Annotated in this window: 10 protein-coding genes and 2 pseudogenes; all 12 read right to left on the bottom strand. The window is 61.7% G+C overall.

Features of this window, described 5'->3' with window-relative positions; all coding sequences use genetic code 11:
- Positions 1-92 precede the first annotated feature (92 nt).
- The 12 genes and pseudogenes from N5D22_RS19775 to N5D22_RS19720 all read right to left on the bottom strand — a co-directional run bounded on the left by N5D22_RS19775 (position 93) and on the right by N5D22_RS19720 (position 9,039).
- Positions 93-1,238, bottom strand: coding sequence for a cation:proton antiporter (locus N5D22_RS19775; protein ID WP_279657421.1), 1,146 nt, complete (start codon positions 1,236-1,238; stop codon positions 93-95).
- 48 nt (positions 1,239-1,286) lie between these two features.
- Positions 1,287-1,709 carry a thioredoxin TrxC gene (gene trxC, locus N5D22_RS19770; RefSeq protein WP_011982916.1) on the bottom strand — a complete coding sequence of 141 codons (423 nt, stop codon included), beginning with the start codon at positions 1,707-1,709 and terminating at the stop codon, positions 1,287-1,289.
- 51 nt (positions 1,710-1,760) lie between these two features.
- Positions 1,761-2,603 carry an ATP-dependent Clp protease proteolytic subunit gene (locus N5D22_RS19765; RefSeq protein ID WP_037094081.1) on the bottom strand — a complete coding sequence of 281 codons (843 nt, stop codon included), beginning with the start codon at positions 2,601-2,603 and terminating at the stop codon, positions 1,761-1,763.
- A 434-nt stretch (positions 2,604-3,037) separates the two neighbouring features.
- Positions 3,038-3,925 (bottom strand): heat resistance protein YfdX2, encoded by an 888-nt coding sequence (gene yfdX2, locus N5D22_RS19760; RefSeq protein WP_003606681.1) that lies wholly within the window; start codon positions 3,923-3,925, stop codon positions 3,038-3,040.
- Positions 3,926-4,027: 102 nt separating this feature from the next.
- The gene (yfdX1, locus tag N5D22_RS19755; RefSeq protein ID WP_128094963.1) at positions 4,028-4,942 is read right to left on the bottom strand and encodes a heat resistance protein YfdX1; all 915 of its coding nucleotides are present in this window, start codon (positions 4,940-4,942) and stop codon (positions 4,028-4,030) included.
- 22 nt (positions 4,943-4,964) lie between these two features.
- Positions 4,965-5,108 (bottom strand): annotated as a pseudogene (locus N5D22_RS19750) (Hsp20 family protein); the annotation flags it as partial.
- A gap of 13 nt (positions 5,109-5,121) precedes the next feature.
- Positions 5,122-5,805, bottom strand: a pseudogene (locus tag N5D22_RS19745) (IS3 family transposase); the annotation flags it as partial.
- A gap of 20 nt (positions 5,806-5,825) precedes the next feature.
- Positions 5,826-6,338, bottom strand: coding sequence for an NADH dehydrogenase ubiquinone Fe-S protein 4 (locus tag N5D22_RS19740; protein WP_210199586.1), 513 nt, complete (start codon positions 6,336-6,338; stop codon positions 5,826-5,828).
- A 52-nt stretch (positions 6,339-6,390) separates the two neighbouring features.
- Entirely contained in the window at positions 6,391-7,011 is a 621-nt protein-coding gene (locus N5D22_RS19735; protein ID WP_172873191.1) for a hypothetical protein, read from the bottom strand.
- Entirely contained in the window at positions 7,011-7,214 is a 204-nt protein-coding gene (locus N5D22_RS19730) for a hypothetical protein (RefSeq protein ID WP_038595113.1), read from the bottom strand. The genes N5D22_RS19735 and N5D22_RS19730 overlap by 1 nt, the downstream gene beginning before the upstream one ends.
- A gap of 8 nt (positions 7,215-7,222) precedes the next feature.
- Positions 7,223-7,870: an HdeD family acid-resistance protein gene (locus N5D22_RS19725; protein WP_038595111.1), complete on the bottom strand. Its 648-nt coding sequence runs from the start codon at positions 7,868-7,870 to the stop codon at positions 7,223-7,225.
- Positions 7,867-9,039, bottom strand: coding sequence for a sigma-70 family RNA polymerase sigma factor (locus N5D22_RS19720; protein WP_011982925.1), 1,173 nt, complete (start codon positions 9,037-9,039; stop codon positions 7,867-7,869). The genes N5D22_RS19725 and N5D22_RS19720 overlap by 4 nt, the downstream gene beginning before the upstream one ends.
- Between the last annotated feature and the right edge of the window lie 6 nt (positions 9,040-9,045).

The raw sequence follows: 9,045 nt of genomic DNA, 5'->3' as shown, positions 1-9,045 counted from the left end.
CGAAATACTCTCCGACTATAGCGTCATGCGTGATCAGGTGCGGGCGTGCTCTCAGTGATCTGAGAAACATAGTTATCTTGATGTTGACCCTGCTAAACCCTTAGCCCCGCCCATCTAACCATAAGACTACCGACCAGCATGCTCGCTCCAGTCGCGACAAGGAGGGGGCCGGCGAACTCGTCGGCTACAATGCCCGATGCCGCGGAAGCCGACAGCAGCATCAGGCTGAATTCTCCTCCGTGGCCCAGGATGATCCCAGTCCTCCATGCGGTCTGAAGCGACTCGCCGAATAGTCGGGCGACGACCAAAACGATCAGCGTCTTGCCCGCAAATATGATCGCGAGCCAGCTCAGCACGACTGGCCACGCATACGGGATAATCCAAAGTGGCAATTGCGTTCCGATGCCGACGAAGAAAATCCCGACAAACAAATCGCGGAAGGGCCGGATCTCGTTCTCGACGGCATGGCGCGCGTCACCCTCGCCGATGATCATGCCGGCCGCGAATGCGGCGAGTGCCGGAGAAAGACCGACGGAGGTCGCGACGATCGCAGACCCGAGCGCAATGGTGAGCGCGAGGAGTTGGGCGAGTTCCGGATCGCCACGCGACGCGACCCAACGGGCAAGCACCTGCAGGGGGCCACGGGCAATGAACAGAGCTGCAACCAATGCCGTAGAACTGGCGATGACCGTTATCACGCCATGTCCCTCGGCGGCTCCGCTCATCGAATCGTGCAGAAGCAGGAATGCAACAGCTGCCAAGTCTTGAAACAGAAGCACTGCAATGGACAGACGTCCTTGGGCCGATCCCAGAGCGTTCGCGCTTGCGAGCACCTTGAGGCACATGGCTGTGGATGACATCGCAACGGCCCCGCCGATGAGGATTGCGGGGACGGGCGCGAGATCGAAGATCAGACTCGCTACCAACGATACCGTTATCGTCGTGACTGCAACCTGCGCGGCTCCAAGACCGAAGACATGCTTCCTGAGCGTTACGAGCTTCTCGAACGAGAATTCCAGGCCAAGAGCGAACAGCAGGAGTACCACTCCGATTTCGCCAATACTGCTCAGGGCAGCGCTCTCCGCAATCAGGCCGAGGCCAGCGGGTCCAATGACTATACCGGCAAGAATGTAGCCGACGATGCTAGGCACGCCAATCCGTGAACATATCGTCACGAGTACGAACGCGGCGCAAACCAACAAGGCCGCACTTTCGACAAATCCAGTCACGCCATGCATGTTCTTCTCCTGATATCATGGCGCAGGAAAGGCCAATACCTGTATTCTCTAAACGTGCGACCGCGCCCACTGCGCTATCTGCGCGGCAGGCATTACACCGCTCGTCCTCGCGATTTCCTTGCCGCCCCTGAACAAGATCATGGTGGGAATGCCGCGGATCCCGTAACGGTCGGTGATCTGCTGTTCGGCTTCGGTATCGAGCTTGCCGAGACGGAACTGGGGTTCGAGCGAACGCGCCGCAGCCTCGAACTGAGGTGCCATCATCTTGCATGGCCCGCACCATTCCGCCCAGAAATCGACGAGCAGGGGCAGATCGGCATCGGCGTGTCGGTCGAAACTGGCGGCGGTCAGTGTGACTGGCCGGCCCTCGAACAGGGCGGCGCCGCAGCGGCCGCAGCTGGGGTTATCCGTCAGTCGTTCCTGCGGAACGCGATTGACGGAACTGCATTTCGGGCAAGCAACGGTGGGCATTCTGTTCTCCCTTTGAGTGTCGTTTCGGAGGGGCAGGCAGGGCGGCGCCGTTCAGCGCGAGGTCGTGGCCCGCCGGGCCTCTCGGTGGCGGGGTTCGGGCAGGTATTCGACGCCGCCGCCCAGACGGCGGACGGGCTGCGGATAGAGGGTCATCAGCTCGAGTATTTCTTCGGGCATGTCGGTCCGTACCGGCAGCCCCATCTCGCGCGCCTCTTCCGCAGAGATAGGGTAGTCGTGCGTCCAGGTGCCGGTGGCCAGCTGCGCCGCCAATGTCGCCGCCTTTTCCTCGTCCATCTTGTCGGTCAGGAGCCGTCGCGCTACGGTCTCGACTTGGGCGATCGCCTTTCGACCGACATCGGCCAAGACCAACGTCTGGTCGTCGATTTCCGTGATCGGCTTTTGCTCGACGACCCTGATGAGTGAAGCCGCGGGCATTTGGCCGAGTTGCGGATCGATCGGGCCCAGCACGGAGTGGTCGCACATCACGATCTCGTCTGCGGCCAGAGCGATCAGCGTTCCCCCCGACATGGCGTAGTGCGGCACGAAAACTGTGACCTTGCCCTTGTGTCCCTGGATGGCGCGAGCAATCTGCGTGGCAGCGAGGACCAGTCCGCCGGGGGTGTGCAGCACGATGTCGAGCGGCATTTCGGCGTCCGTCAGCTGGATCGCGCGCAGGACTTCCTCGGAGTCGTTAACGTCGATGTAGCGAACCAGGGGAAAACCTAGGAGGTTCATCGTCTCCTGCCGATGGATCATCAGGATCACCCGGCTTCCGCGCATCCTCTCGATTTGAGCGATCTTCCGAGTGCGCATCGCCTCCAGATACTTCCTCTGCAGTGCCGGCTGCAGTGCGGAGACGATGAAGAACAGCCAGAGCAGTTGCATCAAATCCATGGATTTCCTTTTCCTTTCCTTCGCCCATCCGGCAGGAAGCCGTATATTCCCTCGTCGCGGTAGTAGTTGCGATAGGTGACTGCAGGCCTGCGTAGAATCGGACTAGGCCGCGTGGACGAACCGGCACAGGGGGGGATTCCCCCGAGGCGGATGACGTGATTCGAGGCTGACCTCTGGAGAGGAGGTCGGCCTTGGTTCGGGATCGTTTGACGGATGCGGAGTGGGCGATCTTCGCCCCGTTCCTGACGGAGCAGTCGGCCCGCGGCGGCCACCCGCTACGACCACACCGCTTCCAGCTTTCTCGGCTTCGCCCTGCTCGGCTGCATCCGCTTATGGATCAGGTTCGTCCACGCGGCCTAATGGGGTGAAAAAGCATACACTCCTGAGCAAAGAGAGGGGCGCGACGCGCCCCTCTTACGCCCTATCCAGCGGTTTCAGAACAACTTGGACAGCTTTGCCTTGATTTCATCGAGCCAGCCTTTTCCGCCGCCTCCCCCAGCCGTCTTTTGCTTGACTTTCCTGAGTTCAGCATACAGGGGCTCAAAGTCCTTCTTCTTTCCATAGCCCAGCAGTTCTGCCATTTCCAACTGCTGCCGCGCTTCGTTCAAGAATGTCTCCAGGCGCTCATTGGACGCTTCGCTCCGCTGACCATCTTCTACCAAGGTCTCGGCGCGCTTCAGGAGCAGCCTGGCGCGCAGGGCGGGCAGCGGATGCACGCTGCGCGTCTCGACCAGCGTGCTGAGCGCTGCCTGCAGCGCGGCTTTGGCTTCTTCAATCTTGCCCTGATCGATCAGCGGCACGACTGACTTCACGGCTGCGGGATAGGACGCCAGAGGGATGTTGGTGACCGCGATCACGATTTCACTGGCCAGCAAAGCCAGCACGTGACGTGCCTGTTGCACCTCGCCATGTTTGAGGGCATCCAGCGCCTCGTCGGTCATCGCCTCAATGGTTTCCGTGTTGGCGAACAAGTCGTGCACGATGGTGCGCACATCAACGGGGGCCAGGGCAAGCGTGGGTTCGCGCGCAACAATCAGCTCCAGCTTTCCAGTCACTTCGGCCAGCATTGCCAATGCGCGTGCAGCGTCCTTGCCGTCAAGTGCGGCCAGCGCTGATTTGGTCAGCGCCAAGGCCGAGACGGCCTCATCGAGGACTTGTTTACGTTTGTCTGCCGCCTGCGAGCCCGTTTCCTTCTGAACCTCAGGCTGTACCTCCGTGACGACTTCAGGCTTGGCCTCTGGACTGACAGGAAGGCTGCTTACCGCGGCCTGTTCGTTTATTTCTTTGTTCGTCGCATTGGGATTCGATGTTTGCTCATTCATGGTGATATGCCTCGTATGAGTTAGTGAAAATAGGCGAATCTATTGGGGCTGACTGCGAACATCGCGAGACTGACCGACCGAACAGTCGGCCCCTTCATCACCTCAAAACAGCTTTTGGAGGCGCGTCTTCAACTCGTCGAACCATCCCTTGCCGCTTTTGCCACCAGCCGACTTTTGCTCAATGGACTTCACCTGATCGAAGATGGGTTTGAAATCCGCCTTCTTGCCATAACCCAGGATCTGCGCCATCTCGATCTCCGTGCGCACGGACGACAGCAAGGTGCTGAGCTCCTCGTTCTGCTTGGCATCGCGCTTGTCGGTCTCGGCCAGCTTTTCAGCTTTTGCCATCGCGGCTTCAGCCCGTAGCACGGGCAGAGGAAAGGCGACCGAGGTCACCACCAGCGTGTTCAGTGCTCGGGCGAGTTCCGCCTTGGCGTCGTCGATCTTGCCGCTGTCGATGAGCCGTGCGGCCGACTTGATCGCTGCCGGGTACGTTGCCATCGGCAGGTTGTCGGTTTCGATCACGATTTCGCTGGCCAGATTGGCGACGATGGGCCGGGCCTTTTGCACCTCGCCATCACCCAACAACTCCCGAGACAACTCGACCGCTTTCTTCACCGTTTCCACGTTGGCGTGGATATCGTGGGTGATGACGCGTACATCGACCGGCGCCAAAGCAAGTTTGGCGTCGCGTGCCAATACCAGTTCCAGCTTTCCGCTGGCCAGTTCCAGCGCAGCGAGCGCCTCCTTGGTCTTCTTTGCATCAAGGAGTGTCAAAGCCTCCTGGGTCTTGGTGAGCGCCGTGATGGCGTCCTGAGTGAGCTCAGCACGCTTTTTTTCGGCTTCCCGGGCGGCCTTGTCATCTACCTGTGGCTGCGCCGCCTTGGATGCGGCAGAGGGTGCTGCAGCACCTGGGCTAGAACCTGCCGCCGATTGGGCCTGAGCCGGTCCGCTAAGTCCGACGACGACCGCCAGGGCAAGTGCGGAGAAGGTTGATTGGGGCTGTTTGATATTCATGATCTTGGGCTCCTAATTAAAGTTAGTTGACTGAGATTTCAATCTGTTTCGGTTTGGCTTGCTCGGCCTTGACAAGCCGCACTTCCAGAGCGCCGTCTTTCATCGAAGCCGTCACCTTGGTCGAATCAACGTTGTCAGGCAAGACAAAGTTGCGCACAAAGTGACCTGCCACTGAACTTTCATCCAGCGGCGATTAGAGTCTCGACCGTTTCTGTTACGCCGTTGGGCGCGGGTTGAGCAACGGGCGGAGACGCGAAGCCCTTATCGAGCGAAGCGTCGGAGCCGGTTGCGGTAAGGGTTCCGGCGAAGGCCGCCGGGGTCTGGTATCCGAGCGAGGAGTGCGGTCTCGCGGTGTTGAAGTCCTGCCTCCATTCGGCGATGGCGCTGCGGGCGTGGTCGAGGCCGAAGAACAGGCTCTCGTTCAAGAGCTCATCGCGCATCCGGCCGTTGAAGCTCTCGACGTAGCCATTCTGCATGGGCTTTCCGGGCGCGATGTAGTGCCACTCGACGCGATGATCCTTCGACCAGGCGAGGATCGCGTTCGAGGTGAACTCCGTGCCGTGGTCAGAGACGATCATGCCCGGCTTGCCGCGTCGGGAGATCAGGTCCGTCAGCTCACGAGCAACGCGGCGACCGGAGATCGACGTGTCCGGGATCGCTGCCAGGCATTCGCGCGTCACGTCATCGACGATGTTGAGCACACGGAAGCGCCGCCCGCAGGCGAACTGATCGTGCACGAAGTCCAGCGACCAGCGCGCGTTCGCCCTTGCCTCGACCAGGATCGGCGCCCGCGTGCCCACCGCGCGTCGCCGCGCCCGGCGCTTGCGCACCGTCAGGCCCTCCTCGCGGTAGAGCCGGTAGATCGAGCGCATGTAGCTGGCCGTCATCCCGTCGTCTTTCTTGCAATTGTCACACCCGTCCACGCCGGAGGATCAGAGGCGGGGAAGGATTCGAGCGAGGCTTCGAGGACCGGATCGAAACTCTCCCTGTCGCTGGTAGACGGGTCGGCCGTGCTCTCATGCTGGACGCCTCTTGAGAGGCGGCGATCGGGGCGGAACGGGACCCGGAAGGCTCCCGGGGCATCGACGCCCCTGTGCAGCCGGTGGCGCGTCTCACCCGCCCAAGGGTTCGCCATCCGGGCTCCCCCAGCGTCCTCGCGCACGACATAATGCCAGTCCTGCCTCTCTGCGAAGTCCACGGCGCTTTCGCGGTCGGGAAACTTCAGCCGGATCGGACGATAGGGATCGTCGCTGGAGGTATATCCCATCAGCGGCTCGATGTGGGGCGGGCGCGACGGCTCGAATTCCAGTATCCAGTAGTTGGGCCGCGGCGCCGATGTCATCGCGGAACGTGCCGGCCGGTAAATGATCGCGGTCGGAACGTCCCATGATCTCATGTTGGTCCCGGGTATCTTCGGCGGGAATGGTGGGCGATTGTGACCGCGCATGTCAGCTCTCCTGGGTGTCGGTTGATGCGAGAATGTGACGTTCGAGATCGCCGAGTTTTTCCATTCGCCTCGAATTCAGGCGAACGGCGCGTTCGGTGTTCTGCGAAGGAAAGGCAGCAGCGTGCAGGACGTCCGACCGCATCGCTATCGTGAGATCGGCGACGGCATTCATCACGCCCTCTCCGTCCCCGTCCGAGAGCGTGCCGTCAGCAAAACCGGACTGCAAGCTCTCCAGTACCTGCTCGAAGCTGGACACGACCCCTGCACTCGCGACCACAGCCAGCTTGTGGCTGAGAACACGCAGTTCATCGATCAGCTTCGCATCGTGCCTTGCGGTTTCCACGATCTCTGCGACCTTCTCGATGCAGGCCATGTAAATGTCGCATTGCTGCTGGAGGATGATGCCCCTTCCTTCCTTGCGAAGCTCGAGATCGGTCTGGCGATTGAGAAGCGCCGCGGTCAGAATGATCGTCACGACAGCGCCGAGGAAGATGAGCGTCATCTCCTGCGCGAAAGGCAGTATGTCTTCGGCAAGATACATCGAACGAAAAACGAAAACGATTCCGATGCCCAAGGCAGCGGCCGCAGCAGCAAATGCCAAGTCAGGCAGGCGGTTCGACATCAGCACCTCGCATTTTCGGTGTCAGGTGGCATGCACGGCTTTGCATCGGCGTCCGGCGCCTCTGCGTCCCGGTGCCGCAGGAAGATTGGCGTCGGACCGCTGCCGAACGGATTGAAGCCGGTGCTCAGGCAACGGTCGAAGATCGTTTCGTCCCATCGGGTGAAATCGTGCTCTTCGCCGGCAAGTCGCTCGTCATCCACCACAGGGCACCTCACGCCTTTGCCGATGGGGGAGCGTCATCGAAGGCCGCACCGTCCGAACGATCCGCCTTGCGAAGCCGTAGCCCGAGGAGGATCATCATCACCCCGAAGACCGCGGCGTAGAAGCCGATCAGCCAGCCGAGCGCGAGGAAGCTTTCGACCGGGCGCGTCAGCAGCATCCAGGTCACGACGACACCGAGAACGACCGAGAGAAGGCCGCTCAGGATCAGCCAGATTTCGCCGTTGATTTCCTTTCGCAGGCGGATCGCTGCCGCGATCTCGAGGGCACCCGAGAACACGGACCAGAATGCGATGCTGGCCCAGAGGAATGTCGCAAGCACAAGCGTCGCGACAAAAGGCGAGACAACCACGACGACGCCCGTGGCGATGCCCAGAATGCCGCTGAACATCAGCCAGCCCCAGCGATCGCCCCCGCGGATGTTGCGGACGGCGGCGACGAGGCCGAACACGCCATCGGCGAAGGCGAAAGCGCCGAAGACCAGCGTCAGAGCAAGCAGCGACTCCGCAGGCATGAGGAAGGCGAGAACCGCGATCACCAGCGCCAGGACACCGCGCAGCACGAACAGCCACCAGTTCCCGGACAGGCTGCCCAGCATGTCCTGCATCGTGTCGGATTGCTTTGCAGAGGTTGTCGTCATTGGTCCATCTCCTGTTCAGGTTTCAACTCAGTAGTGCCGATTGTCTCCGCGCCGGCCAGGGCGGCCGCCACGCGGCGGCGGTCCTCGACCGGTTGAGGCAGACACTGCGTCCGGGCAATTTCCCTTTCCACGGGCGCGCGCCCCGATGCCTCGCCGATCAACCCGGCTTCGACCAGCGTGCCGCGCAGTGTCTCCGCCGCGTTCTCTGCAATCTTCAACACTTCCGCCTCAGTGAGACCCAGGAGGTGCGCCGTCTCCGCGATCGTGGCGTCTTCCAGGTACATCCGATACAGGACGCGGCGCTCGACCGGAGCAAGATCTGCGATAGCCCGGTGCAGTGCCATGGCGATATCATGACGATCCACTTCGGTCTCGGGGTCTGTGCCGCCGTCGTCGGCGATGAGGTCCTCCAGCATCAGCACTTCGTCGGGCTGGTAGAACTCGAACATCGCCTGATCCGCCTCGGTCGGATCCTCCGCCGGGGCCTCGGGTTCCGCCTCGATGGAGGCGGCATCCTCGGGCACCGCGCGGCGCGCAGCCTGCGCCTCGGCCTCGACGGTCTCGAAGGCCAGCTGCGTCAGCCAGTCCCGGACGGAGAATTCGGTCGGCCGCCGCTCGAAGCGGTTGAGCCCGTTGAGGATCGTCGCATCGACGATATCGCCAACGCTCAGGTAGCCAGCCGGCACAGACCCGCTACACTCGAGATAGGTCAACTCGCGCCTGACTGTATCGTAGACCGTATCGAGATGATCCTCGATCAGGTCGAAGAAGAGTTGGCGCCGGTCCGCTTCCGCCGCATCCCGCGCGGGCGGCAGCGGGGCGCCGATCCGGCGCCGGCGGGCGGGACGCTTGTATTCAGGCTCGTGCTTGAGGCGCGCCACATGCCGATCGACCTGGTGGCGCAGGTCGGCAAAGGCCTTGCGCAGGACAGGCTCGATCTCGAATCCCTCTTCCCGCGCCGCGATCACGCCCGACGGCAGTTGCAGGCGCAGGCTGACTTTGATGCGCTTCTTGCCCCTCGTCTGCGAGGCAACGACTTCGAGCCGGACCAGATCCTCGCGAAAGCGCGCAAGGTGCGGTTCAAGTTGCCGCAATTCTTCCTCGATGACCTCAGGCGCGCGCTGTTGGCCGTGCCGGTCGAGATTGCGGAATGATCTAATGACGTTCATGCCGTG

Source organism: Agrobacterium sp. GD03872 (assembly GCF_029840625.1).
Classification (GTDB): domain Bacteria; phylum Pseudomonadota; class Alphaproteobacteria; order Rhizobiales; family Rhizobiaceae; genus Agrobacterium; species Agrobacterium fabrum_A.
Note: the sequence above shows the minus strand (reverse complement) of the source record. Positions and strands in the feature narration are given on the sequence as shown.

Bases quoted from the DNA above. Each gene is read 5' to 3' on its own strand.
- N5D22_RS19775 (WP_279657421.1), bottom strand. From the start codon at position 1,238: ATGCATGGCGTGACTGGATTTGTCGAAAGTGCGGCCTTGTTGGTTTGC.
- trxC (WP_011982916.1), bottom strand. From the start codon at position 1,709: ATGCCCACCGTTGCTTGCCCGAAATGCAGTTCCGTCAATCGCGTTCCG.
- N5D22_RS19765 (WP_037094081.1), bottom strand. From the start codon at position 2,603: ATGGATTTGATGCAACTGCTCTGGCTGTTCTTCATCGTCTCCGCACTG.
- yfdX2 (WP_003606681.1), bottom strand. From the start codon at position 3,925: ATGAATGAGCAAACATCGAATCCCAATGCGACGAACAAAGAAATAAAC.
- yfdX1 (WP_128094963.1), bottom strand. From the start codon at position 4,942: ATGAATATCAAACAGCCCCAATCAACCTTCTCCGCACTTGCCCTGGCG.
- N5D22_RS19740 (WP_210199586.1), bottom strand. From the start codon at position 6,338: ATGAGATCATGGGACGTTCCGACCGCGATCATTTACCGGCCGGCACGT.
- N5D22_RS19735 (WP_172873191.1), bottom strand. From the start codon at position 7,011: ATGTCGAACCGCCTGCCTGACTTGGCATTTGCTGCTGCGGCCGCTGCC.
- N5D22_RS19725 (WP_038595111.1), bottom strand. From the start codon at position 7,870: ATGACGACAACCTCTGCAAAGCAATCCGACACGATGCAGGACATGCTG.
- N5D22_RS19720 (WP_011982925.1), bottom strand. From the start codon at position 9,039: ATGAACGTCATTAGATCATTCCGCAATCTCGACCGGCACGGCCAACAG.